Annotated in this window: 17 protein-coding genes; 10 read left to right on the forward strand and 7 right to left on the reverse strand. The window is 64.4% G+C overall.

Features of this window, described 5'->3' with window-relative positions:
• Positions 1–2,706 (reverse strand): M1 family metallopeptidase, encoded by a 2,706-nt coding sequence (locus ACQ4WZ_RS04850; RefSeq protein ID WP_436572693.1) that lies wholly within the window; start codon positions 2,704–2,706, stop codon positions 1–3.
• A 251-nt stretch (positions 2,707–2,957) separates the two neighbouring features.
• Here ACQ4WZ_RS04850 and ACQ4WZ_RS04855 point away from each other — a divergent pair, with 251 nt between their 5' ends.
• The gene (locus ACQ4WZ_RS04855) at positions 2,958–3,581 is read left to right on the forward strand and encodes a glutathione S-transferase family protein (RefSeq protein WP_101481916.1); all 624 of its coding nucleotides are present in this window, start codon (positions 2,958–2,960) and stop codon (positions 3,579–3,581) included.
• 74 nt (positions 3,582–3,655) lie between these two features.
• On the opposite strand, the gene ACQ4WZ_RS04860 is transcribed toward ACQ4WZ_RS04855, so the two are convergent.
• Entirely contained in the window at positions 3,656–5,767 is a 2,112-nt protein-coding gene (locus tag ACQ4WZ_RS04860) for a prolyl oligopeptidase family serine peptidase (protein ID WP_436572694.1), read from the reverse strand.
• Positions 5,768–5,980: 213 nt separating this feature from the next.
• Positions 5,981–6,376, reverse strand: a complete 396-nt coding sequence (locus ACQ4WZ_RS04865; protein WP_436573854.1) for a RidA family protein — start codon at positions 6,374–6,376, stop codon at positions 5,981–5,983.
• Between the two features lie 144 nt (positions 6,377–6,520).
• On the opposite strand from ACQ4WZ_RS04865, the gene ACQ4WZ_RS04870 reads away from it, so the two are divergent.
• Entirely contained in the window at positions 6,521–7,462 is a 942-nt protein-coding gene (locus ACQ4WZ_RS04870) for a LysR family transcriptional regulator (protein ID WP_436572695.1), read from the forward strand.
• Between the two features lie 7 nt (positions 7,463–7,469).
• Here ACQ4WZ_RS04870 and ACQ4WZ_RS04875 read toward each other — a convergent pair whose 3' ends face one another.
• Positions 7,470–9,101, reverse strand: coding sequence for a CehA/McbA family metallohydrolase (locus ACQ4WZ_RS04875; RefSeq protein ID WP_436572696.1), 1,632 nt, complete (start codon positions 9,099–9,101; stop codon positions 7,470–7,472).
• Positions 9,102–9,502: 401 nt separating this feature from the next.
• Between ACQ4WZ_RS04875 and ACQ4WZ_RS04880 the strand changes: the two genes are divergently transcribed.
• From ACQ4WZ_RS04880 to ACQ4WZ_RS04910, 7 genes are all read left to right on the forward strand, one after another.
• Positions 9,503–10,810: an MFS transporter gene (locus ACQ4WZ_RS04880; protein ID WP_133990368.1), complete on the forward strand. Its 1,308-nt coding sequence runs from the start codon at positions 9,503–9,505 to the stop codon at positions 10,808–10,810.
• 11 nt (positions 10,811–10,821) lie between these two features.
• Complete coding sequence (gene nirB, locus ACQ4WZ_RS04885) at positions 10,822–13,374, forward strand: nitrite reductase large subunit NirB (protein ID WP_133990370.1); 2,553 nt, start codon at positions 10,822–10,824, stop codon at positions 13,372–13,374.
• Positions 13,375–13,386: 12 nt separating this feature from the next.
• Positions 13,387–13,740 (forward strand): nitrite reductase small subunit NirD, encoded by a 354-nt coding sequence (nirD, locus tag ACQ4WZ_RS04890; protein WP_101484621.1) that lies wholly within the window; start codon positions 13,387–13,389, stop codon positions 13,738–13,740.
• A complete protein-coding gene (locus ACQ4WZ_RS04895) occupies positions 13,737–14,975 on the forward strand; it encodes an NAD(P)/FAD-dependent oxidoreductase (protein WP_436572697.1) in 1,239 nt (412 codons plus the stop codon). Before nirD ends, ACQ4WZ_RS04895 begins: the two co-directional genes overlap by 4 nt.
• A gap of 22 nt (positions 14,976–14,997) precedes the next feature.
• Complete coding sequence (locus tag ACQ4WZ_RS04900; RefSeq protein ID WP_436572698.1) at positions 14,998–17,667, forward strand: molybdopterin-dependent oxidoreductase; 2,670 nt, start codon at positions 14,998–15,000, stop codon at positions 17,665–17,667.
• A gap of 62 nt (positions 17,668–17,729) precedes the next feature.
• Positions 17,730–18,260, forward strand: coding sequence for an adenylyl-sulfate kinase (gene cysC, locus ACQ4WZ_RS04905; protein WP_101481908.1), 531 nt, complete (start codon positions 17,730–17,732; stop codon positions 18,258–18,260).
• A 19-nt stretch (positions 18,261–18,279) separates the two neighbouring features.
• A complete protein-coding gene (locus ACQ4WZ_RS04910; protein WP_436572699.1) occupies positions 18,280–20,280 on the forward strand; it encodes a diguanylate cyclase domain-containing protein in 2,001 nt (666 codons plus the stop codon).
• A gap of 6 nt (positions 20,281–20,286) precedes the next feature.
• Here ACQ4WZ_RS04910 and ACQ4WZ_RS04915 read toward each other — a convergent pair whose 3' ends face one another.
• The 3 genes from ACQ4WZ_RS04915 to ACQ4WZ_RS04925 all read right to left on the reverse strand — a co-directional run bounded on the left by ACQ4WZ_RS04915 (position 20,287) and on the right by ACQ4WZ_RS04925 (position 22,900).
• Positions 20,287–21,204 (reverse strand): pyridoxal-phosphate dependent enzyme, encoded by a 918-nt coding sequence (locus tag ACQ4WZ_RS04915; RefSeq protein ID WP_436572700.1) that lies wholly within the window; start codon positions 21,202–21,204, stop codon positions 20,287–20,289.
• Positions 21,205–21,282: 78 nt separating this feature from the next.
• Complete coding sequence (locus ACQ4WZ_RS04920; RefSeq protein ID WP_101481905.1) at positions 21,283–21,786, reverse strand: MarR family winged helix-turn-helix transcriptional regulator; 504 nt, start codon at positions 21,784–21,786, stop codon at positions 21,283–21,285.
• Positions 21,787–22,141: 355 nt separating this feature from the next.
• Complete coding sequence (locus tag ACQ4WZ_RS04925) at positions 22,142–22,900, reverse strand: DeoR/GlpR family DNA-binding transcription regulator (protein WP_101481904.1); 759 nt, start codon at positions 22,898–22,900, stop codon at positions 22,142–22,144.
• A 194-nt stretch (positions 22,901–23,094) separates the two neighbouring features.
• On the opposite strand from ACQ4WZ_RS04925, the gene glpD reads away from it, so the two are divergent.
• Positions 23,095–24,666 carry a glycerol-3-phosphate dehydrogenase gene (glpD, locus tag ACQ4WZ_RS04930; RefSeq protein WP_436572701.1) on the forward strand — a complete coding sequence of 524 codons (1,572 nt, stop codon included), beginning with the start codon at positions 23,095–23,097 and terminating at the stop codon, positions 24,664–24,666.
• The last annotated feature ends 45 nt before the right edge of the window (positions 24,667–24,711 follow it).

A 24,711-nucleotide genomic window follows, 5' to 3' on the forward strand; every position in this document is an offset into this window, starting at 1 on the left:
TTAGCCCGCCTGTTTCGCCAGCCATGCATCGACCGCTGGCAGCCGTTCTGCACGCAGCTTGATGCGGTACTCGATGCCAGCCACGGAACTGTCGGCGTCGCCGCGCGCGCCTTCGGGCAGGTTGGCTTGCGCGTACGCCTTCAGCTTGGCGATCATCTCCGGCTGCGCCGAGCCGGCGGCCAGGCGTGGGAAGTAGCGGCTGCGCGAACTGGCGTCGATGCGCGCATTGACTTGTTCCAGGTGCGCCAGCGCAAAGTCGAAGGCCAGATCCGGATGCGTGCGCGCCACGCGCGAGATCATGGCGGGGCTGTTGGTCACGCCCGGTTCGTCCGTCAGCGCCAGTGTCAGCGCGCGCTGTGCCAGGGCAGGATCATCGCTGGAGGCCAGCAGGTCGTACAGCTGGTTTTTGACCAGCGGCGTCTTTTCCTGCTGCGCCTTGGCGTGCAGCTGTTCCCAGGTGGCGGCGTCCGCATGCTGGGCCACCACGCCCAGAATGGTGCGGCGCAGCGGCGCGGGCATGGCGGCGGCATTTTGCTCACCGGCCTGTTCGCTGGCCGCGTAGCGGCGGCGCGCCTCTTGCAGCACGCCGGGCTCGCCCATGTCGCCGAGGATGGCAATCAGGCGGCCGCGCAGGGTCGCCACGCTGGACGCTTCGCCGGCGCGCGCTTCCCAGCCCGTCTGCGCCATCATCGGCGCCAGGCGGGCGATGGCAAAGCGGCCGAAGGCTTGCTGGCGCACGGCATCGCCCGCATATTGTTCATACAGGCCGTTCAGCGAGGCGGCCACCTTGCCCAGCACTTGCGGATCTGCCGACAGGGGCGTCGCTTTTACCAGTTCCAGGAAGTCGGCCAGGTTTTGCGCGCCCGACAGGCCCAGCGACTGGCTGTCCGACAGCAAGCCCAGTTGATCGATGGGTGCCAGGCGCGCAAAGCTGCGCGCCAGCGCGCGCGTGTTGGCGGGCGCGTACACGGTGCGGTAGTAGCCGCTCTGGCCCGCGTTCACCAGCAGGGCGCCGCAACCGGGCACGTTCAATGTCGCCTTGCCATTCTTGACCAGCACGCGCGCCTGCTTGGGACTGCCGACCGTCGAGGCGATCACCGGCACTTTCCACGACAGCGGCTTCTTGTCCGGCTGGTCCTTGGAAAATTCCGTCTGCGTGAGGGTCACGCGCGTGCTGCCCTTCCTGCACACGGCTTGGCCCACCGTGATCATCGGCACGCCCGGCTGCAGGGTGAAATCATGGGCGATGGCGCTGACAGGCTTGCCGGCGGCCGCATCGACTTCGCGCCACAGGTCGTCCGACACCGTATTGCCATACGCATGCTTGCGCATGTAGCTGCGCACGGCCGTGCGCCAGGTGTCGGCGCCCACGTACGCTTCAAGCATGCGTATCACCGCTTCGCCTTTTTGATAGGTGATGCCGTCGAAGGCCTGGCTGGCTTGCTCCACGGTGGCGATGCGCTGCACCACGGGATGCGTGGTGCGTAGCGCGTCCTGGCTCATGGCCGATTCGCGCCCGCCCACGTTGGACAGGGCCGTGTTCCACTCAGGGTGCAGGCGTTCCGTGGTGCGGCTTTCCATCCACGAGGCAAAGCCTTCGTTGAGCCACAGGTCGTCCCACCAGCGCATGGTGACCAGGTCGCCGAACCACTGGTGCGCCATTTCATGCGACAGGGTGGTGTAGATGTTTTCCTTGTCGGACTGGGTCGAGATGGCCGGGTCGAGCAGCAGGCCATATTCGAAGGTGAACACGGCGCCCCAGTTTTCCATGGCGCCGAAGAACTGGCTGCGGCCCGGCGCGGCGATGTTGTCGAGCTTGGGCAGCGGGTAGCGCACGCCGAAGTAATCGTTGTATTCGCGCAGCAGGGCGGCTGATTCGTCGAGCGCGAAGCGGCTTTGCGCCAGCGCGCCCTTTTTCGTGATGACGCCCACTTCCGTGCCGTCGGCCATCTTTGTCGCCCGTTCGAAGTCGCCCAGGCCGAAGAACAGCAGATAGGTCGACATGCGCGGGGTGGTGGCGAAGTACACGTGCTTCATGCCATAGCCCAGCTCCTCGCTGCGGGCAATGGGCATGTTGCCGACGGCCATCTGATTGCTCGGCACGACCACGTCCAGCGCGAAGGTGGCCTTGTAGTCCGGTTCATCCCATGACGGCAGCATGCTGCGCGCATCGGAATTCTCGAACTGCGTGTACAGCGCGCGCTGGCGCCCTTGCGGCGTGTCGTAGTCGAGCGAGAACAGGCCCGTGGCCTGCGTGCCGATCTTGCCGCTGTAATCGATGCGCAACAGGTACTCGCCCTTGTCCACGGGCTCGGCAAAGTGCACGGTGGCCGTCTGCTTGTCCGCATCGAACTCGATCTTGCGCGTTACCTGCTTGCTGCCGCCCGCGCCTTCGATGGCGGCGGCGGCAAACGCCAGGTTCAAGGCATTGAAGGTGATGCTGCTTGTTGGCGTGTCGACGGCCACCTTGATGGCCGCTTCGCCCTTGAAGGTGGCGGCGGCGGCGTCCGGGGTGATCGACACAATGTAGTGCAAAGGCCTGACGCCGCGCGGCAGCTGCGTGGTGGTCGTGGCGGCGTGGCTGGCCGAGGCGTATTTGGCGGCGGGTGCGGCGTGGCCCGGGTTGAAGGCGGTGACGGCAGCCAGTGCCAGGACGGCGGCGGCCAGTTGGCTGCGGCGGAAACGCGGTGTCGGTGTACGGTGCATGGTATGCCCTTGGTTCATGGATAAAACGCCCGCCAGCCGGGTAGGCCGCGGGCGTTGATGACGTGTGGGGGACATCGCTGGAACTGGCGGCCAGCGTTCCCCTGCAGCAATCTAAGGCGAAACGGGGGCAAAGTCAACGCGCCCGGGGCGGCACTTGCCTGCCGCACGCTGGTATGATGGGTGACTGGCCGTACTGCCACAGGCCAGTCCCACAGCTGATTTTCCACCACAACGAGACGAGACCCACGCCCATGAAACTGATTATCAGCCCCCGCACGCCCAATCCACGCCGCGTCACCATGTTCATCGCCGAGAAGGGCATCACCGGCATCGAGGAAGTGGCGCTCGACCTGATGGCGGGCCAGCACCGCGATCCCGCCTTCCTGGCGAAAAACCCGCTGGGCCGCGTGCCCGTGCTGGAATTGGCGGACGGGCGCGTTTTGACCGAGACGCGCGCCATCTGCACCTACCTGGAAGGTTTGCAGCCGCAGCCCAATTTGATGGGCGAGGGTTTCGAGGAGCGCGCCTTCATTGAAATGGCCGACCGCCGCGTGGAATTGCATTTGTTCAGCGCCGCCGCCAACTGGGTGCGCCATGGCCATCCGGCCCTGGTGGCGCTGGAAAACCCGCAGTTTCCCGATTTCGCCACGGCGCAGGCGGGCAAGCTGCGCGAAACGGCGCAATGGCTGGACCAGGTGCTGGCCAGCCAGCCCTACATCGCCGGCGATCGTTTCACGATTGCCGACATCACGGCCTTTTGCGCGCTGGAATTCGCACGGGGCCTGATGAAGTATCGGCCGGGCGCGGAAGGGCTGCAGCACTTGCAGGCCTACCGCGACCGCATCGCCGAACGTCCCAGCGCGCAGCTGAAGTAAGCTCCCCAAAAAAGAACGCCTGCGCCGGAGTCCGGTGCAGGCGTTCTGTCTTGCCAGGTGCCGTCAGGCCCGTTTTATTTCAGCTGCTCGAGCAGGAAGGTGTAGGTCAGCGCCCACATCAGCGCCTGCTGGTCGTTGTTGGCGGCGCCCGCATGGCCGCCTTCCGTGTTTTCCCAGTACAGTACGTCGTGGCCTTGTTCTTCCATCTTCGCCACCATCTTGCGCGCATGGCCGGGGTGGACCCGGTCGTCGCGCGTCGAGGTGGTCAACAGCACGCGCGGATATTTCTTGTCCTTGAAGACGTTCTGGTACGGCGAGTACTTGCTGATGTAAGCCCATTGTTCCGGCACGTCCGGGTCGCCGTACTCTCCCATCCACGAGGCGCCCGCCAGCAGCTTGTTATAGCGGCGCATGTCGAGCAGCGGCACCTGGCTGACGACGGCGTTGAACAGGTCGGGGCGCTGCACCAGCACGGCGCCCGTCAGCAGGCCGCCATTGCTGCCGCCCATGATGCCCAGGTGGCGCGGACTGGTAACCTTGCGCTTGATCAGATCTTGCGCCACGGAGATGAAATCGTCATACGCGCGCTGGCGGTTTTCCTTCAGCGCCGCCTGGTGCCAGCGGGGGCCGAATTCGCCGCCGCCGCGGATATTCGCCAGCACATACACGCCGCCCTTTTCCAGCCACGCCACGCCCGTGGTGCCGCTGTAGCTAGGTTTGAGTGACACTTCGAAGCCGCCATAGCCATACAGCACGGTAGGGTTGCTGCCGTTGAACTTCGTCTTCTTGCCCATGATGGCAAAATACGGCACCTTGGTGCCATCCTTCGACGTCGATTCGAACTGCTCCACCTTGTACGGCGCCGCGTCATAGTAGGCGGGCAGCGACTTGATTTTGGTCCGCTTGTCGCTTTGCGCCGTGGCCAGATACAGGGTGGTCGGGTTGAGGAAGTCCGTCACCGTCAGGAAGTACTGGTCCGAGTCGACGGGATCGAGCGCGCTGACGGCCAGGGTACCCAGTTTTGGCGCATCGACGGCGCGGCGCTGCCACTTGCCGTTCACGTGGCGCAGTTCCGTCAGGCGGTTCTTGACCTTGTCCAGGGTTGTCACGAGGATGGTTGATTTCGTCGGCGTGACATTGTCCAGCGAAGACGTGGCCGTGGGCGCGTACAGTACTTCCAGCTCTTGCTTGCCCTGCATGAAGGCCTTGAAGTCGGTGGCCAGCAGGGAGCCTTGCACATAGGTCTTGCCGTTCACTTTCCAGTCCGAGCGCAGTGTGATGACCAGCTGGTCGCGCACGGTGAATGCCGTCGCGTCGTCCGGTTTCGGCACCTTCTTCAAGTTGGCGCCGTCGCGCAGGAACATTTCGCCGCTGTAGAAATCGATCTGCCGCTCGATGAACTGGTGTTCGTAGCCGGGTGTGAAGCCCTTGTAGGCGCCGGCGCTCAGATCGTCGGCCTTGGCTTCGTACAGCGTTTGCGCCTGCGCCAGCGGCGTGCCGCGCTGCCACTCTTTGATGATGCGCGGGTAGCCGGAGCTGGTCATCGTGCCTGGGCCGAAATCGGTGGAGACGAACAGGGTATCCTGGTCGATCCAGCTGGCGCTGCCCTTCGCTTCCGGCAGGGTGAAGCCGCCGTCGACAAAGGCGCGTTTCGCCACGTCGTACTCGCGCACCACCTTGGCGTCGCCGCCGCCGCGCGACAGGGAAATGAGGCAGCGTTCGCCCTTCGGATACAGGCAGGAAGCGCCGCCCCAGACCCAGTTTTCATTTTCGCCGGCGGCCAGCTGGTCGAGGTCGATTACGGTTTCCCAGGTCGGTTCGGCCAGCTGGTACTGCGCCAGCGTGGTGCGGCGCCAGATGCCACGCACATGCTGGGCGTCGCGCCAGAAATTGTAGTAAAAATCGCCTTCCTTGCTGACGTAGGGAATGCGTTCCTTCGAATTGAGGATGGTTTTCAGGCGCGCCTGCAGGGCCGGGAAGCCGGGCCGGGCTTCCAATTCTTTGGTGGTGACGGCATTGTGCTGCTTGACCCAGGCCAGCGGCTTGTCGCCGAGGACTTCTTCCAGCCACAGGTGGGGATCGGCCGGAGAAGTGGACGCGGCGGGTGCGGGTGCTTGTGCATGGGCGATGCCCGCTGCGGCCAGGCCGAGCAGCATGCTGCTGGCAAAGGTGCGATATGACGACATAAAGGGTTCCTGGTTGGTCCGATGGAGGCCGCGTTGCAGGCAAAACGGCGCGTTCATGGTGCCATGGATTGCTGTGAGGAACCAGTGTGGTATCGCTATTACGATAGACTTGGCATGTGTTTCATATAATATTTTATTTGAATCCTGTTGGCCACATTTTCTGCGTCATTGGGCGGTGTCTACGGTTTTTAATTTCGTGCTTCCTGGGAAGTACTACGCTGGCAACTTTGCCACCACCTTGATCTCAAACTGGAAGCCGTACAGCCACGTCACCCCCACGGCCGTGACGGTGGGGTGGGGTGCATCGCCCCAGTACTCGGCCAGCACAATGTCCCAGATGCGCTGGAATGTCGCTTCCGGTTCGACCAGGAAGAGGGTCACGTCGACCACGTCGTCGAAGGTGCAATGGGCGGCCTGCAGGATGGCGTTGAGGTTGTCGAAGGCCAGCCTGACTTGCGCTTCCAGTTCCGGTTCTGGCGAGCCATCGGCGCGGCTGCCCACCTGGCCGGAGACGAACAGCAAGCCGTTGGACCGCACGGCGGGGGAATAGCGGTTTTTTTCATACAGCGCCTGGCGACCAGGTGGAAAGACGACGTCGCGGGTGGTCATTGCATTGTTCATGGCATGCTCCTTTGGTGATGCCGCCCAACGGCGGCCTGGACAGAACTTTAGCCACGCCCGGCGCGCAGATAAAGGGGCAAACTACCCCAAGACTGTTTGTATAATCCAAATAATCGGTACGGGGAGGTGGCGATGGACAAGTTGGATACGATGCGGGCGTTCGTGCGGGTGGTCGAGACGGGCAGCTTCACCAAGGCGGCCGACACCTTGCACATGAGTCGTACCAGCGTGACGCAGCTGGTGCAGCAGCTGGAGGCCCGTTTGCGCCTGAAGTTGCTCAACCGTACGACGCGCAAGGTCAATGTCACGGCCGATGGTGCCGAGTATTACGAACGCATCGTGCCCGTGCTGGCCAGCCTGGACGACATTGAAGCCAGCTTGCCCGGCGCTGCGGCGCTACCCCGTGGCCAGTTGCGGGTGGATGTGCCCAGCCCGCTCGCCAACCTGCTGCTGGTGCCGGCGCTGCCGCAATTTTACGCGCGTTATCCGGACATCCAGCTGGATATGGGCGCCAGCGACCGCATGGTCGATGTCATTGGCGACAATGTCGATTGCGTCATTCGTGGCGGCGAGATGCGCGACCAGTCTTTGATGGCGCGCAAGATCGGCGACTTGCAACTGGCCGTGTACGCCGCGCCAGGCTACCTGGCGCGCGCAGGCACGCCCAGCCATCCACAGGAACTGGAAGAGGCACGGCACCGTATCGTTCGCTTTCGCTGGGGGCGTGGCGGCAACGGCTTTTCCACTGTGCTGCGGCACGATGGCAGGAGCGTGACGATCCAGGGCCAGTATGCGCTGTCGATTGACGATGGCAATGGCTATCTGGCGGCGGGGCTGGCGGGCCTGGGCGCGTTGTGGCTACCGGATTACATGGCCAGGGCGCATGTGGCGGCAGGGGCCCTGATTCCCTTGTTCGGGGACTGGCAGATCGATCCCATGCCCTTGTACCTGGCATATCCGCCCAACCGCCATGTCAGCAAGAAGCTGCGCGTATTTATTGATTGGGTCGTCGAATTGATGGCGCAGCAGGCGCCGCTGCAGCCAGACACGCGGGAATTTCTGCCGCCACGCTAAGCTCCCTTCACGGCAACTGATTCACCCACACGGGCGCGGACCAGATGATGTTGCCGTCATCCTGCGTCAGCCGCGCGTAATAGAAATGCGGGCCGGGCGCGGGCGTGAAGGTGATGTCAGCCTGGTCCGACAGTTGGGTGACGGACCCATTGCCGCCCGGCACGCCGTGCAAGATGGCGATGGCCGCCGCTTGCCGCCCCGCGCTGTTGCTGAAATGGGTGGCCAGGTGCAGCGGGCCATGGTTGTCGAAGCGCTCGCCCATCAGCTTTCCGTTGGCCGTGAACAGCAGCTGTGCGTGCTTGTCCATGGTGGCGAAGACGCGGCGCGCGCGCAGTGCCTCCAGGAAACTGTCGCGTGTCACGGGCATGCCGGCAGCCGGGTTGGCCACCAGCACGGCCGTACGGTTGCCATACGACGCGCCCCAGTTGGCGCAGTGGTTGTCCTGATTGCTGCTGAAGGCCACGTGGTAGCCGGCCGCCAGGGCCCGGTTGCAAGCGGCCTCGTAATTGCTGCGCCGCGTCTCCGATTCCTGGTCGTTGCTGGAAAAGGCGGAGGTATTCATCACTTCGCACAGCACCATGGCCGCGTCGCCATCGGGTGTGTAGCCCAGCGGCTGGCCGTTGACGAGAAACTGGCCCGCATAGGCAGGGTGGTTGAATTGGGCTATCCAGCCCCGTTCGCGCGTCAGCGCGTACAGGCCCGCATAATCGCCCTTCGGCGTTTCCACGTCGGCCAGCAGTTCGCCGCCGGCATTTCTTTCCCAGCCCAGCAACTGCTCGCTATTGAAGATATTCAGGTGGCCGCCCTTGTTGATGACGCCCCATTCCATGCCGTACAGGGCGAGGAAGCCGGGGTGGGCAGCCGTGTAGGCGGCCGCTTCGGCCAGCCCCGTCTGGTACAGAGCTGTCGCTTCGGCAGCGGTGGCAGCGCCATTCGTGCCGTCAGAACCGTCATACATATGGTTGTGCTCGGACGTCAGCAGCGCGTCTAGCCCATGTTGCTGCGCGTATTGGTAGGCATCGATGGGACCGTAGGGCGCCGTTTGCGGGTCTTGCGCGCCATGGCAGGCATCGAGCGCCGCGCCGCCGTCGCTGTGGCGCGTCTGGCTGTGCAGGTTGGCGTAGACGATGCGGTAGTCCACCTGGCCATCCAGGCCGGGCAGTTGTTGCTGGGCGGCCTGGAAGGCGGGCACCCTGGGCGCCGTGCCACGCCCCCGCAGCAGCTGGATGTGCCATTGCTGCTCCACCTGCGTCTGCTGCGGCGTGCCGGCGTCCGCCACGGCCAGCAGGCGCAGCTGGTACAAGCCGTCAGGAACCCGCGCGCGCCGTTCGCGCGCATCGGCGTCGGCGCGGCCATCCCAGGGCAGGGTGACGTTCTGGCCGCCAGCGCCCACCTCTTGTGTGCCTGACCAGCGCCTCTGCATGGCGCCTTGCGGGAAGGGGCCGGACAGCGTCAATGTCCAGCGCACCGCATGGGTGCGGCCCTCGTCGGGATAAGCAAGCCACACGATAAATGTGTGCGCCGGGCTTGTCCGCGCACCGGCTGCGGCGCGGAAGTGTGCGACGACGGTGGCGTCGAGTTCGCTGTGTTCCTTAGGCTCGTGCGCGGCAGCAGTGTTGCTCCATGTAAGGAGCAACACGCCAGCGCACATGCAAGCGAGCCATGGCGGCCAGGGCGGCCAAGGTGGCCAAAATCGGCATTGCAGGGTCTTGACCATTGTAGTCTCCCGCTACTGCTTCAAATGTAGTTTAGATAAGATATGCCATCGTTGGTTCCCGCATGCACCAGCAAGTGGCGTGCTTGCACCATGAGGCACCATGATCTGGCGCAAAGCAGGTGTCAATGGCGCCGCATGCCCCTGGAGAAGCTGGCACGGCGCTTGCTACACAAGAGATACGGATCAACGGCGATCCCCTGAATAAACGCACAACGGTCCAACGTGGGACCACATGGACAACGGCGTCCGCCCAGGCTGATTTTTATCATCGGCGGGGGCGGGCGCCGTTTTGTTTTATCAACGGGATATTTCGGGAACCTGACATGGCCAGCCAAAAAGCAACGCGCATCGCGCTCTTCTCCCTCGCCACCCCGCCCATGCGGGCATTCCACCTGACGTGGATGGCATTTTTCGTGTGTTTCTTCGCCTGGTTCGCCTGCGCACCGCTAATGCCGGTCATCAAGGGCGAGTTCGGCCTTTCCTTGGCGCAAGTGGCCAATATCAATATCGCGGCCGTCGCCATCACCATCCTCGTGCGCCTGATCGTGGGACCATTGTGCGACCGCTACGGCCCGCGCAAGACGTACACGGGCTTGCTGTTGCTGGGCGCCATTCCCGTGCTGGGCGTGGCCGCTTCGCAAAGTTATGAAAGCTTTCTGTTTTTCCGCCTGGGCATCGGCGCCGTCGGTGCCAGCTTTGTCATCACGCAATATCACACCTCCGTGATGTTTGCGCCCCGCGTGGTGGGGACGGCGAATGCGGCCGCCGCCGGCTGGGGCAATGCGGGCGGCGGCGCGGCGCAGGCGCTGATGCCGCTGCTGCTTGGCGCCGTGCTGATGCTGGGCGTGTCCGAGTCGCTGGGCTGGCGCATCGCCCTGCTGGTGCCGGGCGTGCTGATGCTGCTGATGGCTGTCCTCTACTGGCGCTATACGCAGGATTGCCCGGAAGGAAATTATTCAGACTTGCGCAAGGCTGGCGCGGCCATCGAGGGTGGCAAAGGTGGTGGCAAAAGCGGGGGCTGGGACAGCTTCAAGGCCGCCAGTTCCAACTACCGCGTGTGGCTGCTGTTCGTCACCTACGGCGCCTGCTTCGGCATCGAGATTTTCATCCACAACATCGCCGCCGTGTACTACGTCGACCATTTCGGCCTGTCCTTGAAATCCGCCGGCCTGGCCGCCGGCAGCTTCGGCTTGCTGGCCCTGTTTGCCCGCGCCCTGGGTGGCTGGATGTCCGATAAATTGGCCCTGCGCGGCAACCTGAACAGCCGCGTGACCCTGCTGTTCATGCTGATGATAGGCGAAGGCGTGGGCTTGCTGTGGTTTGCGAAAGTCGACAGCGTCACGTACGCCGTCATCGCCATGCTGGTCTTCGGCCTGTTCACCCACATGGCTTGCGGCGCCACCTACGCGCTGGTGCCCTTTATTGATAGCCGTGCGCTCGGCGGCGTGGCCGGCATCATCGGCGCGGGCGGCAATGTGGGCGCCGTGGCGGCCGGTTTTCTGATGAAGGGCACGGGCGACATCCGCCAGACCCTGATCATCCTCAGCGCGCTGGTGGTGATCTCGGCCCTGTGCGCCATCGCCGCCCGATTTACGGGGCTGGCGGCGGAACCGAACATGGCTGCGGCCTGAGGAGAGCAAGCATGAACCACCCTTTGAAGATCGTCGTTCTCGGCCATGGCATGGTCGGGCATAAGTTCCTCGAATGCCTGGCATTGGAAAACGCCCCGCACCTGCACGTCACGGTCTTGTGCGAAGAAGCGCGTCCCGCCTACGACCGCGTGCACCTGTCCGAATTTTTCAGCGGCAAATCGGCGGAAGAGCTGTCGCTGGTGGCGCCCGGTTTCTTCGACAAGGACAACGTCGTGTTGAAGCTCAATGCGCGGGCCATCTCCATCGACCGCTTGGCGAAGAGCGTCACGACCAGCACGGGCGAGGTATTGCGCTACGACAAACTGGTGTTCGCCACCGGCTCCACGCCTTTCGTGCCGCCGCTGCCGGGCAAGGAGCGCGATGGCTGCTTCGTCTATCGCACCATCGAAGACCTGGAAGCCATGCTGGCCTGGGGCGCCAAGTCCACCACGGGCGTGGTCATCGGCGGCGGGCTGCTGGGCCTCGAATGCGCGAAGGCCTTGCGCGATTTGAAGCTCGATACTCACGTGGTGGAATTCGCCCCGCGCCTGATGGCCGTGCAGGTCGATGAAGGCGGCGCGCGCGTCCTGCGCCGCAAGATCGAGGAACTGGGCGTTACCGTGCACACGCAAAAGAATACCCTGGCCATCGTCGACGGTGTAGCGGCCATGCACCGCATGCAGTTTGCCGATGGCAGTTACCTGGAAGCGGACATGATCGTCTTTTCGGCCGGCATCCGCCCCCGTGACGAACTGGCGCGCGCCTGCGGCCTGGACGTGGGAGCACGCGGCGGCATCGCCATCGACGACAGCTGCGTCACGTCCGATCCGGATATCTACGCCATCGGCGAATGTGCGCTGTGGGGCGGCTTGATCTTTGGCCTGGTGGCGCCCGGCTATGACATGGCGCGCATTTGCGCGCGCCATGTGTTGCAGGAAGAGGGAGAAGCCGCGTTCAAGGGCGCCGACATGAGCACCAAGCTCAAGTTGATGGGCGTGGACGTGGCCAGCCTGGGCGACCCGCATGGCAATGCGCCAGGCAGCCGCTCCTACCAGTTCACGGACGAGCGCAAGCAGATCTACAAGAAGATCGTCGTCTCCGATTGCGGCAAATACCTGCTGGGTGGCGTGATGGTGGGCGACGCCAGCGAATACGGCACGCTCCTGCAAATGATGCTGAATAAAATCGAGCTGCCGGAATGCCCCGAATTCCTGATCTTGCCGCAGGCCGACGGTCAGCAAAAGGTGGGACTGGGCGTGGACGCCTTGCCCGAGTCGGCGCAAATCTGCTCGTGCAATGACGTCTCGAAAGGCGCGCTGTGCGCGGCCGTCGCCGAGGGTGCCACCAGTATCGGCGCCCTCAAAAGCTGCACCAAGGCGGGAACGGCCTGCGGCGGCTGCGTGCCACTGGTAACGCAGATCATGAAGGCGGAAATGCAGAAGCAGGGCCTGGCCGTCAACAACCACGTGTGCGAGCACTTTGCGTACTCGCGCCAGGAATTGCACCACCTGGTGCGCGTGGGCAAAATCCGCAGCTTCGGCGCGCTGCTGTCCGCGCATGGACAGGGTCTCGGTTGCGACGTGTGCAAGCCCGTGGCGGCGAATATCCTCGCGTCTTGCTGGAACGATTTCGTCCTCTCGCCTGTGCACGCCAGCCTGCAGGATAGTAACGATTATTTCCTTGGCAATATCCAGAAGGATGGCACGTACTCGGTGGTGCCGCGCATGCCGGGCGGCGAAGTGACGGCCGACGGCTTGATCGCCGTGGGCATGGTGGCGAAGAAATACGGCCTGTACACCAAGATCACGGGCGGCCAGCGGGTCGACCTGTTCGGTGCCCGCGTGGACCAGTTGCCCGCCATCTGGGAAGAATTGATCGCGGCCGGCTTCGAATCGGGCCACGCCTATGGCAAATCTTTGCGCACGGTCAAATCGTGCGTCGGTTCCACCTGGTGCCGCTACGGCGTGGCCGACAGCGTGGGTTTCGCCATCCGCCTGGAAAACCGCTACAAGGGCTTGCGCACGCCGCACAAGATCAAGTTCGGCGTCTCCGGCTGCACGCGCGAATGCGCCGAGGCGCAGGGCAAGGATATCGGCCTGATCGCCACGGAAAAAGGCTGGAACCTGTACGTGTGCGGCAATGGCGGCATGAAGCCGCGCCACGCGGAATTGCTGGCGTCCGATCTCGATGAAGCCACCCTGGTGCGCTATGTCGACCGCTTTTTGATGTTTTACGTGCGCACGGCCGACCGCCTGCAGCGCACCAGTGTGTGGCGCGACAACCTGGAAGGGGGACTCGATTACCTCAAGCGCGTCGTCATCGACGACAGCCTGGGCATCGCCCACGAGCTGGAAGCGGACATGCAGCACGTGGTCGACACCTATGCCTGCGAGTGGCAGGAAGCCATCTCCAACCCCGCCGTGCGCCAGCGTTTCCGCCACTTCGTCAATAGCGAGAAAAACGATGAAAACGTGGTGTTCGTGGAAGAGCGGGGCCAGATCCGGCCTGCCACGCCCATCGAACGCCGCAGCACCGTGATCCCCATCCTTGCCGTGGAGGCGTGAAGCATGAATGCGATGAATGAACTGACTGGCGCCAGCGCCGACAATTGGGTGGCAATCTGCCCCTTGGCTGACATCGTGCCCGACACGGGCGTGTGCGCGCTGCTGGGTGGGCGCCACGTGGCCGTGTTTCGCGTCGGCGATGCGGCGCCGCGCGTGTACGCCATCGACAATGTCGACCCGAGCGCGGGCGCTTCCGTGCTGTCGCGTGGCCTGGTGGGCAGCATCGGCGAGCGCGTCGTTGTCGCCTCGCCCATCTACAAGCAGCACTTCGACCTCGCCAGCGGCGAGTGCCTGGAAGCGCCCGAGCATTCGGTCACATCCTGGCCCGCGCGCTTGTTTGCGGACATGGTGTGGGTGGCCCTGTGAACCCGCCAGCCAAGGCAACTGCGCGCCCCTCGCTCGTGGTAGTCGGCAACGGCATGGCTGGCATGCGCACGGTCGAGGAGCTGTTGAAACTCGCGCCTGACCTGTACGACATCACCGTGTTCGGCGCCGAGCCGCATGGCAATTACAACCGCATTTTGCTTTCCCCGGTGCTCGCCGGTGAAAAGACGGTGGACGACATCATGCTGCACACGCGCGACTGGTATGCGCAGCACGGCATCACCTTGCACGCGGGCGACCCCGTGGTGCGCATCGACCGCCAGGCGCGCAAGGTAGAGGCGCAGTCGGGCATCGAGGTACCTTATGACCGCCTGCTGCTGGCCACCGGGTCGACGCCGTTCATCGTGCCCGTGCCGGGCCACGCGCTGCCAGGCGTGATCGGTTTTCGCGATATCAGCGATGTCGACACCATGCTGCAGGCGGCGCGCACGCACCGCCATGCGGTGGTCATCGGCGGCGGCTTGCTGGGACTGGAAGCGGCCAACGGCTTGCAGCGCCAGGGCATGGACGTCACCGTCGTGCACATGAGCGGCGCCCTGATGAACCAGCAGCTCGATGCGCCCGCATCGATGTTGTTGAAATCGGCGCTGGAGGCGCGCGGCCTGCGTTTCCTGATGCAGGCGCAGACCGCCGAGATCACGGGCCGCGAGCGGGCGGAAAGCGTGCGTTTTCTTGACGGCAGCAGCATTCCCGCCGACCTGGTGGTGATGACGGCCGGTGTGCGCCCCAATATCGCCCTGGCGCAAGCTGCCGGCCTGCACTGCGAACGGGCCATCGTCGTCGACGACTGTCTGCAAAGCTATGACCCGCGCGTGTACGCCGTGGGCGAATGCGTGCAGCACCGCCGCGCCACCTTCGGCCTGGTGGCGCCCATCTGGGAGCAGGCGCGCGTGTGCGGCGCGCACCTGGCTGGCGCCGGGCACCGGCGCTACGTGCAGCAGGCCAGCGCCACCAAATTGAAAGTGACGGGCATCGACCTGTATTCGGCCGGCGACATCATAGGCGGCGAGGGCAGCGAAGACCTGGTGCTGCGCGATCCGCGCCGCGGTGTCTACAAGCGCCTGGTGGTGCAGGGCGACCGCCTGGTGGGCGCCGTGCTGTATGGCGAGGTGCAGGACGGTCCCTGGTATTTCGACCTGATCCAGCAGCGCCGCGACATCAGCCAGTTGCGCTCCCATTTATTGTTTGGCCAGGCCCTGTGCGGCCAGGCCGCCTGACAGCGACCAACAGGATACGCCCATGACCACGTGCACGCCCGTAAAAACCACTTGCCCGTACTGCGGCGTCGGCTGCGGCGTGGAAGCGACACGCCTGCCCGACGGCGCCATCCGCATCGCCGGCGATAGCAGCCACCCGGCCAACCTGGGGCGCCTGTGCGTGAAAGGCTCGGCGCTGGGCGATACCCTGGGCCTCGACAAGCGCCTGCTGACTCCACAGGTGCGCGTCGATGGCGTCCTGCAGCGCGCTTCATGGGATGCTGCGCTGGATCAGGTGGCTGGCGGCTTGCGCGCCATCATCGATGCACACGGGCCTGACGCCGTGGCCCTGTATGTCTCGGGACAGCTGCTGACGGAAGACTATTACATCGCCAACAAATTCATGAAGGGCTATGTGGGCAGCGCGAATATCGACACCAATTCGCGCCTGTGCATGTCGTCGGCCGTGGCGGGCCACAAGCGCGCGTTTGGCGAGGATATCGTGCCGGGCTGCTATGAAGACCTGGAACTGGCCGACATGGTGGTGCTGGTGGGCTCGAACACGGCCTGGTGCCACCCGATCCTGTTCCAGCGCATCGCGCGCCTCAAGGAAAGCCGGCCAGGCGTCAAACTGGTGGTGATCGACCCGCGCCGCACGGCCACGTGCGAGCTGGCCGATTTGCACCTGCCCGTGAAGCCGGGCACTGACGTATGGCTGTTCAATGGCTTGCTGTGCCATCTGGCGAAAGAAGGCGTGATCGACGACGCTTTCGTCACGCGGCACAGCCGCGGTCTCGATGAGGCGCTGGCCGCCGCGCATGTGGAGTGCGGCGACCCGCTGCAGGTGGCGCGCATCTGCAAGGTCGACCCGCAGGCCTTGCTGGCGTTTTACCAGGCCTTTGCTGCCACGCGCAAGGTCGTCACGGCCTTTTCGCAGGGCGTAAACCAGTCGTCCTCCGGCACGGACAAGGTCAACAGCATCATCAACTGCCACCTGGCGACGGGGCGCATCGGCCAGCCCGGCATGGGGCCGTTTTCCCTGACGGGGCAGCCGAACGCCATGGGCGGGCGTGAGGTAGGGGGCCTGGCCAACATGCTGGCGGCGCACCTGGAGCTGGACAATCCGTTGCACCGTGACACCGTGCAAACGTTCTGGGACTCTCCCCGCATCGCCGGCAAACCTGGCTTGAAAGCCGTGGAACTGTTCCACGCGATCGAATCGGGCAAGGTGAAAGCCGTGTGGATCATCGCCACCAATCCGCTGGTGAGCATGCCGGACGCCGAGCAGGTGCGCCGCGCGCTGGATCAATGCGAACTGGTCGTGGTGTCGGACATCAGCGCCGAATCGGACACGAATGCGCATGCCGACGTGCTGCTGCCGGCCCTGGGCTGGGGCGAGAAGGATGGCACGGTGACGAACTCCGAGCGGCGCATCTCGCGCCAGCGCGCTTTTTTGCCGGCGCCCGGCGAGGCGCGCGCCGACTGGCAGGTGCTGTGCGACGTGGCCACGCGCATGGGCTACGCAGGCTTCGATTTCACCTCGCCGCAGGCCATCTTCGACGAACACGCGCGCCTGTCCACCTTCCGCAACGCGGCAGAAACGGCGCGCCTGTTCAACCTGACGGGCCTGGACAACCTTGATGCGGCGCAATACGACGCCCTGGTGCCGCAGCAATGGCCGCAGGGCCGGGCGCGCCTGTTCGGCGACGGCCGCTTCGCGCATGCGGACGGGCGTGCGCGCTTCGTGCCCACGGCGCCGCGCGCGCCGCATAATATGCCCGACGAGGACTATCCACTCATCTTGAATACGGGCAGGGTGCGCGACCAGTGGCATACGATGACGCGCACGGGCAAGGCGGCCAAGCTGTCGGGTCACGTCGCCGAAGCCTTCATCGACCTCCACCCGCAGGATGCGCTGCTGTACAGCGTGCGCGAGGGCGAGCTGGCGCGCATCAGCAGTGCCTGGGGCGCGATGGTGGCGCGCGTCGTGCATGGCGGCGGCATCGCGCGCGGCCAGGTGTTCGTGCCGATACACTGGAGCGACGCGAATGCCTCCGACGCGCGCGTGGGCGCCGTCGTCAATCCGGTGGTCGATCCCGTCTCGGGCGAGCCAGAGTTCAAGCACACGCCCGTGCGCATCGAGCAGTTCCGCGTGCACTGGCATGCGTTTGTCCTGAGCCGCACGCCCTTGAACCTTGACGGCGTGGCGCACTGGACGCGCATCCAGGGCGAACAATTCCTGCGCTACGAGCTGGCGGGCCGCCAGCGCATTGCCGACCTGGGCGTCTGGGCGCGCGCACTGCTCGGCGTCTCGGACGACAACGCCGACTGGCTCGATTATGCGGACGCCAGCGCCGGCGTGTACCGCGCCGTGCACCTGGACGAAGGGCGCATCGCGCAGTGCGTGTATGTCTCGCCCCGTCCCGACATGCCGTCGCGCAGCTGGCTGGCGGGCCTGTTTGCGCACGCGCAAATGGATGCGGCGGATCGCGCCGGTGTGCTGCTGGGCCAGCCGATCGGCAAGAGCGTCGACGCCGGCCCCACAGTGTGCTCGTGCTTTGGGGTGGGGCGCAACACCATTTGCGCCGCCATCCAGGATCAAAAACTGACGACGACGGCGCAGGTGACGGCCTGCGTCAAGGCGGGCGGCAATTGCGGCTCCTGCGTGCCCGAGATACGACAGTTGCTGCTTGAGGCGCGCAGCGCGGCCTGAAAATCTGTCCTTTCCGGCACGGCTTTGTTATATTGCCAGCTCTATAATGGAGAGGCAGTGTGATGACAGCAGCACAACACCCCACGGTCTGGCTGACGGGCTTGAGCGGCGCCGGCAAGACCAGCATCGCGCTGGCGCTGGGGCAAGCGCTCAAGGCGCAGGGCCGCGCCGTGGCGCTGCTCGACGGCGACCAGCTGCGCCATGGCTTGAACCGCGACCTGGGCTTTACGCCGCAAGACCGGCATGAAAATATCCGCCGTACGGCCGAAGTGGCGCGCCTGATGAACGAGGTCGGCCTGATCGTCATCGCCGCCTTCATTTCGCCGTACCGCGCCGACCGGGCCATGGCCGCCGACATCATCGGCGCGGCGCATTTCATCGAAGTCCATGTCAGCACGCCGCTGGCCGAGTGTGAGGCGCGCGACCCGAAAGGCCTGTATGCGCAGGCGCGCGCGGGCCAGATCGCGCAATTCACGGGCGTTTCCGCTCCCTACGAGACGCCGCTGTCGCCCGCCCTGAGCCTCGACACCGAGGTGCTGGCGCTGCAAGAATCGGTCGAGCGCCTGTGCCGGTACTTGCAGCAGCGGCTGTGACGGCGTGGCGACGATGCGTATGAGATTGCGTAAATTGCTGCGCCGACGCCTGCCGGCCAGCCTGAAGGCGCGTATGAGCGTGGTCGTCTTCCTGCTCGTGCTGGCTGCCGTGGCCTCGTTGGCGCTGGCCACCCTGAGCGTGGCCGAGCGCGGCATGCGCGACGTGACGGGGCGCCAGCAGTATGTATCGCTGGCCAGCGCCGCCGTCTTCATCGAAGAAGAACTCGATGCCAAGCGCAATGTGCTGCGCGCGATGGCGGACAGCCTGGCGGCCAGTGGCGCGCACGATGGCGCCAGCCTGCAGCGCTTTCTGGGCGCGCAAACAGTGCTGGGCAAGGAGTTTTATACGGCCGGCGTGGTTGGTATCGATGGTGTTGTCCTGGCCACCCTGAGCCCCTTCAAGCCGCAGGCGGGACTGAACCTGAAGGGACGTCCCTACTTTGATCAGACGCTGGCGACCCGGCGCTCGGTGATCTCCTCGCCGCTCAACGGCAGCATTTCCGGCATGCCCATCGTGGTGGTGACGCAGCCCGTGTTCGATGCGCAGGGCGCCATGCGCTATGTGCTGGCGGCCAGCGTGAACCTGCGCCAACCCGATTTCCTGGGGCGCCTGGGCGCACTCAAGCCGGGCACGGGCGGCTACCTGTACATCATGACCAGCGAAGGCGTCATCGTCGAGCATCCGGACAAGTCGCGCATCATGCAGCGCATCGAGGCGAATGGCCCCGTCAGCGAACCGACCCGGCGCGCCATGCAGGGCTTCGAGGGCTGGCTGACGGGCACCACCACGCAGGGTGTCGATGCCTTGTTTGCCTACCACCGCATTGCCGGCACGGGCTGGATACTGGCCTCGGTTTATCCGATGAATCAGGCTTTCGCGCCACTGCATGCGATGCGCAGCAAAATATTGCTGGCTGCCGTGCTGCTGGCGGTGCTGGCTGGATTGGCCGGCTGGCGCGTGGTGCTGCGTTTGCTGCAGCCACTGGAGCGCCTGCGCCGCCAGGTGCACCAGATCCGCCGCCAGCGCCTGGGCATCGAGGCGCTGCAAATCGAACGGCGCGATGAAATCGGTGACTTGAGCCGTGATTTCTACTCGCTGGTGGCCGAGCGCGAAATCGCCGAGGCGCAGACGCGCGACAGCGAGCGGCGCTTGAAGCTGCTGACGGACCATGTACCCGTGGTGATCGTCTACATCGACCGCGAGCACCGCTACCAGTTCATCAACGCCACGTTTGAAAAATGGTTCGGCCGGTCGCGCAAGGAAAGCATGATGCAGTCGATACGCGATGTGCTGGGCGAAGAGGCGTATCAATTGCGCGAAGCCTACCTGCAGCGCGCCTTCGCGGGCGAGGAGGTCGAATATGAATTCAGCATTGATGGCGAGGGGGAGGCGGGCCAGCGTGCCTTCCAGACCAGCTATGTGCCCGATGTGGGCGAGAGCGGCACGGTGGAAGGCGTGTATGGCCTGATCCACGAAATCACCAAGACCAAGGCGGTGCATACGGCGCTGCAGTTTGCCGCCGCCACCGACATACTGACGGGCATCGCCAACCGCCGCCGCTTCGACGAACAACTGGCGCAAAGCATGCAGCGTACGCGCGCTGCGCGCGCGCCGATGGCGCTGGCCTATCTCGATATCGACCGCTTCAAGGCCATCAACGATAGCCTCGGCCACCATGCCGGCGACGAGGTGCTGAAGGAATTTGCCGCGCGCCTGGTGCGCAGCGTGCGCGCCAGCGACCTGGTGGCGCGCCTGGCCGGCGATGAATTCGTGATCATTCTCGAAGGCGTAAACAGCGCGGCCGAAGTGCGCCAGATCGGCGCGAAGATCATCGATGCCATCCGCCACCCCTTCGACCTGGCCAGCGGCCCGCTGCCGGTGACGACCAGCATCGGCATCGCCATCTTCCGCGAAGGCGCGCTGACGCCGGCGCAGTTGCTGGACCTGGCGGACCAGGCCTTGTATGCCGCCAAGGGGCAGGGCCGCGATGGCGTGGCGCTGCTTGAGGCGGCGCCGTAGGCGGCGTTACAGGGCGGCGCTCCAGTGGTCAAGCTGCTGCGTGGTGGCAGTGACGCCGCCACAGACGATGACCAGCACATTGCGGTAGGGCGCCAGTTCCGGCGTCTTGCCGTAGACGGCGGCCAGCGCGGCGCCGCAGGCCGGCTCCACCACCAGGCGCTGGTCGCTAATAAAGCGCTGGCAGGCATCGACGGCGGCCCGGTCCGAGACCACCACGCTGTGCAGCAGACGCGTCTGGCTGATGGCGTAGGCTTGCGCGCACACCTGGCGCGCGGCCAGCGAAGTGGCGATGCTGTTTACGGCGGGCAGGGCCACGTGTTCGCGCGCGGCCATGGCGGCGGCCAGCGAGGCGGCGCCTTCGGTTTCCACGGCCACCAGGACCACGTCGTCCCAGCCGTTGCGCTGCAAGCCTTCGGCCACGCCGGCCAGCAGACCGCCGCCGCCCACTGACAGCACGACCGCATCCGGTTTCAGGCCCGCGCTGGCCACTTCATCGATCATGCCCGCGTGGCCTTGCCACAGCAGCGGGTCATCGAAGGGATGCAGGAAAGCGTCTTGCGGCGTGAGCATGGCTTGCGCCAGCGCGTTGGCTTCTTGCCAGGCGGCGCCATGCACGATGACTTCGGCGCCTTCCTGCGCGATCAGAGCCCTGGCCCGCGCACTGGTCGTTTCTGGCACCACGACGATGACGGGAATGCCCAGCTGGCGTCCCGCGTAGGCCACGGCGATGCCGGCATTGCCACCGGAAGAAGAGATGAAACGACTGGCGCCGCGCCGCGCGTATTCTTCGCAGGCGAGGCCGATGCCGCGGATCTTGAAGGAGCCGGGGGGCTGCAAGGCTTCGAGCTTGAGCCAGATCGCGCGTTCGCTGTGCAGGCTCAGGGCGCGCGAGTTGAGCAGAGGGGTTTCGATGTGCAGGGCCATGCGTGTTCCTGGTAGACGGTCAGGCCAGCATCATAGCCGAAGCGCCCGAGCTACCGTCTCACCCTTGCCCAAGTCGCTTTAATTCAGGGGTGCGCTCTTGAGCTGATGTGTGCGCGCCACTTCCTTCATCGCTTCGAGCAGGTCGTCGCGCAGCTGGCGCGGCAGCTTGCCGAAGAATTCCTCGTCGTTCTGGTCTGCCATCTCGGCCAGCACGGGTACCAGCGCTTCACCTTCCGTGGTCAGTTCGATCGAATGCTGACGGCGGTCCGCCAGCAGGATCGACTTGCTGACCATGCCCTTGCTTTCCAGGCGGTCGATCAGCTTCGACACGGCGCCCTTGCTCATGCCGGACACTTGCGCCAGCACCGTGGGCGAGGTGCAGCCCAGGCGGAACATTTCACGCAGCACCACCCATTCGGACACCGTCACGCCATTGGCTTCCGCTTTTTTCTGGAAGCTGTGGGAAACGTGGTTGGACACGAAACGCAGCCAGTAACCGAGATGGGCTTCCAGTTCGCTGACGGGAACGCTGTTGGGGTGGGCGGCTTGCGGCGAGGCGGCCGTTTCAAAACTATGGCTCATTTTATTTCCTTCACTGGGCGGCGTTACGGGCATGGTCAAGGCCTTCACGCTTGCTGTCGAGTGGTTTGTTTGGGAACAATCATCGTGCTTGAGGTAGTTCTAACACTGTTTTCACAGGAAATCACCGACCGGCAAAGAGTTTTTCCTTATTTTCTTGCTCTGGATAGATAAAAAGCAATATCAAGCAAATAATCGTATTGCCGGAGAGGAAGATTAAAAAAATAACTCATGTTGCCTCAATGGTAACAGCTTTTTTACTGAATTGATAAATATTTCATATCATTCGCTGCGCTTGCCTCTACCTGCCGTATTGGCTGCGCGACAGTGCGCGTTTTCATGCCGATATGCCGGCCGCTCAGGCCACCACCAGCTTCACACCTGCGTCGCGCAGTACGTCGGTAAAGCGGGCCGGCGGAGGCGCATCCGTAAACAAGATATCGATTTGCGCGAGGTCGGCCAGTCGCACCAGCGCCTTGCGGCCGAATTTATGCTGGTCGGCTACCAGCCACACTTCGCGCGACTGCTCGATGATGGCTTGCGCCACCTTCACTTCACGCGCATCGAAGTCACGCAAGCTGCCGTCTTCGTCGATGCTGGAAATGCCGATGATGCCGATGTCGACCTTGAACTGGCGGATGAAGTCGATGGTGGCTTCGCCCACGATGCCGCGGTCGCGCCCGCGCACCACGCCGCCCGCCACGATGACTTCGCAGGCGGCATTGTCGGCCAGGATGGCCGCCACGTTCAGGTTGTTCGTCACCACGTGCAAGCCCGTGTGCCGGCCCAGCGCGCGCGCCACTTCCTCGGTAGTGGTGCCGATATTGATCAGGAGCGAACAGCCATGCGGCACTTGCGCCGCCACGGCGGCGGCGATGCGCCGCTTGGCTTCGCTGTTGAATACTTGGCGCTGGTTGTAATCGATATTTTCCACGGACGAGGGCAAGCCCACGCCACCGTGATAGCGGGCCAGCAGGCGCGCTTCTTCCATCTGCTTGACGTCGCGCCGCACGGTTTGCGGAGTGACGTCGAGTTGCTGGGCCAACTCCTCTACCGACATGGTGACTTTCTGGCGCACCACTTCAAGCAAGCGGCGCTGGCGGGGATTCAAATTCATGAGCGTGTCTCTTTAAAATTTTACAAACGAACAAAATCGAACAAATGCGGGTAAAAATATGTTGCTATGAGTTCGATTTATGGCGTAATCTTATCCATATTGAATTCGTATGACATCAGTATTGATCTTAACCACAGTCGCCGGGTGTGCCTAGTCTTTCTTGGTCGCCTGTCCTTGATAACGATGGAGTTCCGATGGCTTCAGTACAGCAGGGAATCGACGCAGTGCCGGAGCCGGCGATGGCATGCGACCTGCTGGTGGTGGGCGGTGGCATCAACGGCGCCGGCATCGCGCGCGACGCGGCCGGGCGGGGCCTGTCCGTGGTGCTGTGCGAAAAAGACGACCTCGCTGCCCACACCTCGTCCGCTTCCACCAAGCTGATACACGGCGGCCTGCGCTACCTCGAATACTATGAGTTCGGCCTCGTGCGCAAGGCGCTGATCGAGCGTGAAGTGCTGCTGCGCTCGGCGCCGCACATCATGTGGCCGCTGCGCTTTGTCATGCCGCATGCGCAGGGCCAGCGCCCGGCCTGGCTGATACGTGCCGGCCTGTTTCTCTACGACATGCTGGCAAAGCGCGAAATCCTGCCTGCCTCGCACGGCATCGACCTTGAGCACCACGCGGCGGGAAAACCGTTAAAACCCCAGTTCAAGCGCGGCTTCGTGTATTCCGATGGCTGGGTCGACGATGCGCGCCTGGTGGTGCTCAACGCCATCGATGCGGCAGACAAGGGTGCGCACGTACTGACGCAGACGCGCTGCACGGCCCTCTCACGCGAGGGTGCGGGCGAGAACGATACCTGGCTGGCCACCTTGCAACACGCCGGTGGCAGGCAGACGCTGGTGCGCGCGCGCAGCGTCGTGAATGCGGCCGGGCCATGGACGGCCGAGTTCCTGCAGCAGGCGGCGCCCGGTGGTACGGGCCGCCATTTGCGCTTGATCAAAGGTAGCCATATCGTCGTCAAGCGCCTGTTCGCGCATGATCATGCGTATATCTTCCAGCATCCGGACGGACGCATCGTGTTTGCCATTCCTTACGAGCATGATTTCACCCTGATCGGCACCACAGATCTCGATTACCACGGCGATAGCGGCAAGGTGGAAATCGATGACGAGGAAATTCGTTACTTGTGCGAGCTTTCCAGTTACTATTTCAGCAAGCCCGTCGTGCCTGCCGACGTGGTCTGGACGTATGCAGGCGTGCGTCCGCTGGTGGAAGACGCGGCGGCCGATGCCAAGGCCGTCACGCGCGATTACCGCTTCGAGCTGGAGCAGGGCGGTGCGCCGCTGCTCAGTGTTTTCGGCGGCAAGATCACGACCTTCCGCAAGCTGGCCGAGGAAGCACTCGATCTGCTGGCGCCCTTGCTGGGCAATACGCGGCCAGCCTGGACGGCTAACGCCTGCCTGCCCGGCGGCGATGTGTTCGGCAGCACGCCGCAGAACAGGTCGGTGCGCGAGTTCGACCAGTTCGTGCAAGGCTTGCAGGGCGAGTACCCCTGGCTGCCGGCGGCGCTGGTGGCGCGCTATGCGCGCGCTTACGGCACGCGCATCCATGTGTTGCTCGATGGGTGCAAGAACGTGGCGGCCATGGGCGAGGAAATCGCCGCCGGCCTGTACGCGGCGGAAGTCAATTATTTGCGGCGCCATGAATGGGCCGTCAGCGCGGCCGACATCCTGTGGCGGCGCTCCAAGCTGGGCCTGCACCTGCCGCGCGAGACGGCGGGCAGGCTCGACGCCTGGCTGTTGCAGCATCCGTTGGTGCCGTAAGAAGAGCGCAGAATACGTTGGCGACCGCGCCCCGCAGAGGGTGCG

Source organism: Janthinobacterium darwini (assembly GCF_051380905.1).
Classification (GTDB): domain Bacteria; phylum Pseudomonadota; class Gammaproteobacteria; order Burkholderiales; family Burkholderiaceae_D; genus Janthinobacterium.

Excerpts from the sequence above, each read along its gene's own strand:
- ACQ4WZ_RS04920 (WP_101481905.1), bottom strand. The coding sequence starts at position 21,786 with ATGAGCCATAGTTTTGAAACGGCCGCCTCGCCGCAAGCCGCCCACCCC.
- ACQ4WZ_RS04910 (WP_436572699.1), top strand. The coding sequence starts at position 18,280 with ATGAGATTGCGTAAATTGCTGCGCCGACGCCTGCCGGCCAGCCTGAAG.
- ACQ4WZ_RS04870 (WP_436572695.1), top strand. The coding sequence starts at position 6,521 with ATGGACAAGTTGGATACGATGCGGGCGTTCGTGCGGGTGGTCGAGACG.
- ACQ4WZ_RS04850 (WP_436572693.1), bottom strand. The coding sequence starts at position 2,706 with ATGCACCGTACACCGACACCGCGTTTCCGCCGCAGCCAACTGGCCGCC.
- ACQ4WZ_RS04925 (WP_101481904.1), bottom strand. The coding sequence starts at position 22,900 with ATGAATTTGAATCCCCGCCAGCGCCGCTTGCTTGAAGTGGTGCGCCAG.
- nirB (WP_133990370.1), top strand. The coding sequence starts at position 10,822 with ATGAACCACCCTTTGAAGATCGTCGTTCTCGGCCATGGCATGGTCGGG.
- ACQ4WZ_RS04865 (WP_436573854.1), bottom strand. The coding sequence starts at position 6,376 with ATGACCACCCGCGACGTCGTCTTTCCACCTGGTCGCCAGGCGCTGTAT.
- nirD (WP_101484621.1), top strand. The coding sequence starts at position 13,387 with ATGAATGAACTGACTGGCGCCAGCGCCGACAATTGGGTGGCAATCTGC.
- ACQ4WZ_RS04915 (WP_436572700.1), bottom strand. The coding sequence starts at position 21,204 with ATGGCCCTGCACATCGAAACCCCTCTGCTCAACTCGCGCGCCCTGAGC.
- cysC (WP_101481908.1), top strand. The coding sequence starts at position 17,730 with ATGACAGCAGCACAACACCCCACGGTCTGGCTGACGGGCTTGAGCGGC.
- glpD (WP_436572701.1), top strand. The coding sequence starts at position 23,095 with ATGGCTTCAGTACAGCAGGGAATCGACGCAGTGCCGGAGCCGGCGATG.
- ACQ4WZ_RS04855 (WP_101481916.1), top strand. The coding sequence starts at position 2,958 with ATGAAACTGATTATCAGCCCCCGCACGCCCAATCCACGCCGCGTCACC.
- ACQ4WZ_RS04860 (WP_436572694.1), bottom strand. The coding sequence starts at position 5,767 with ATGTCGTCATATCGCACCTTTGCCAGCAGCATGCTGCTCGGCCTGGCC.
- ACQ4WZ_RS04900 (WP_436572698.1), top strand. The coding sequence starts at position 14,998 with ATGACCACGTGCACGCCCGTAAAAACCACTTGCCCGTACTGCGGCGTC.
- ACQ4WZ_RS04880 (WP_133990368.1), top strand. The coding sequence starts at position 9,503 with ATGGCCAGCCAAAAAGCAACGCGCATCGCGCTCTTCTCCCTCGCCACC.